This window comes from Ruegeria sp. D4, assembly GCF_056534475.1.
Genome location: NZ_JBQFPJ010000046.1, coordinates 1 through 1,575, shown reverse-complemented (window position 1 = coordinate 1,575; position 1,575 = coordinate 1). Strand labels below are relative to the sequence as shown.

2 protein-coding genes and 1 pseudogene are annotated in these 1,575 nt (G+C 51.6%); 2 read left to right on the top strand and 1 reads right to left on the bottom strand.

Annotation, left to right across the window (positions count from 1 at the left end; all coding sequences use genetic code 11):
- Together ACR0MI_RS23650 and ACR0MI_RS23645 are read left to right on the top strand one after the other, a co-directional pair.
- Window positions 1-401 (top strand): annotated as a pseudogene (locus tag ACR0MI_RS23650) (hypothetical protein); the annotation flags it as partial.
- Entirely contained in the window at window positions 385-921 is a 537-nt protein-coding gene (locus ACR0MI_RS23645; RefSeq protein WP_170617475.1) for a hypothetical protein, read from the top strand. The pseudogene ACR0MI_RS23650 and the gene ACR0MI_RS23645, both read left to right, overlap by 17 nt.
- Window positions 922-1,107: 186 nt before the next feature.
- Here the strand turns inward: ACR0MI_RS23645 and ACR0MI_RS23640 are convergent, their stop codons facing one another.
- A complete protein-coding gene (locus ACR0MI_RS23640) occupies window positions 1,108-1,248 on the bottom strand; it encodes an HNH endonuclease (protein ID WP_170619987.1) in 141 nt (46 codons plus the stop codon).
- Window positions 1,249-1,575 lie beyond the last annotated feature (327 nt).

The window sequence follows — 1,575 nt, the reverse complement described above, 5'->3', positions numbered from 1 at the left end:
ATTTGTCGATGATTGATCAAGATGTCAGCTACGGAATCTTTGACTTAAAAGGCTCCAGCGCGGCAATTCGGTCCCTTCGTTCCGCCTGCGATTCAGGTCCTAGCCAGGGGGCCTCCTACGAACCCCCCGAAGGCATCGTCTATTGTGGTGGCGGAGCGATAAAACGCGTGATCGAACCCGTGATTTTGGACAACCCTGAGGGAGACTGGGACGCGCGAGTAACAGTCAACGGTGATTCAATCAGAGCAATGACGGCCTACAGTTACTTCGGAAACTCTGAGCCGCCGGCCGGATTTGTCGTAGCCCTACTTGGGGAAGACAGGTCCGAGTTTCTGATTTTTAGCGAAGGCTCGGTAAACTGGCTGGAATACGGGGACTACAGATATGATCAGTGCAATTGATGCTGCCTTCCAAACACCTTCCCAAGTAGTGCGTCAATTGAAAGGTCCAGTTTCCAGGTTTGTGCTGGTCTCTGGTCTAGTATGGAACTCACCAGCTGTCGCGGCTGACGTTTCGCAACTTCCAACCGGTTTGCGAGCAAAGGTTGATCTGGCGGCGCAGGCATGCGCGGAGTTCAACAACGGTCAGTTTGACTTAGATTGGGGCGCGGTTGAAAGGGTCGATCTCGACGGAGATCTACAACGCGACTGGGTTTTGAATGAGTCTGGTTTTGCGTGTTCGAGCGCCGCATCTCTTTACTGCGGAACTGGCGGATGCATGTCGCACTTCTTGATTGAAGAGGAGGTTCAATCCTTGCTCAACCAGGGCTGGACGGTTGTTGATTTTGGGCGTCAACGCGTTGTTGTTGCGGATATTCATGGATCCAATTGCGACGGAATAAACCCAACGCCTTGCGTCACCGCCAGTGTTTGGGATGCGGACGCTAATACGTGGCGCTCGTCTGCTGGCGATTGGGAATAAGTTGCATTTGAGAATTGCAGATAAGCCATAGGAGCTGGTTTGTTCGATGGGTTCTCTGTGGCGCGCAAACTTATGGGCAAATCGTGCAAACTTATGCGCAATTGCTGTGCAAAATTATGGGCGAAGACACTTAGATTTTCTGAATAAAATCAATGATAGGAATGCAGCGTTATGAGCGCACCTACATTAGGTGTCGAATGCTGCGTCCCATAATGCTGACAGCAAAATTCCGTTGTGGACGTCCAACCGCTCAGCATCAGTTTCGCAGTCTTTCCACGGCTTAATGTGTGAGGCTCTAAGGAGTTCAGTGTCAGAAATGTCCGAAATCGGGCAAACTACACAGGTATGGGCTCCACGCGGTCATTCGCTCAGTCGCGATGCATGTCCGCTTTCCGGACATTCGCCGCGACTGAGCGAACGACGACACCGAGCCTAAACCGGACCTGGTTAAATTGCGTCCCAGATTTGATGAAACCAGTGGAAGACCATCATGGTCAGCTATTGAGAGTAACTTTTCTTTGGTGCAGTCGGCGTCACCACTCTACCAAGGCCTCATGTAAATTGTACTGATAGCTCGGTGTCCATCACGCCACCAAAACCAGCTGACCATTCTTCACCCGGAGACACTGGCCATGCGTCTGTCAAAGTACCGGT

Excerpts from the sequence above, each read along its gene's own strand:
- ACR0MI_RS23645 (WP_170617475.1), top strand. The coding sequence starts at position 385 with ATGATCAGTGCAATTGATGCTGCCTTCCAAACACCTTCCCAAGTAGTG.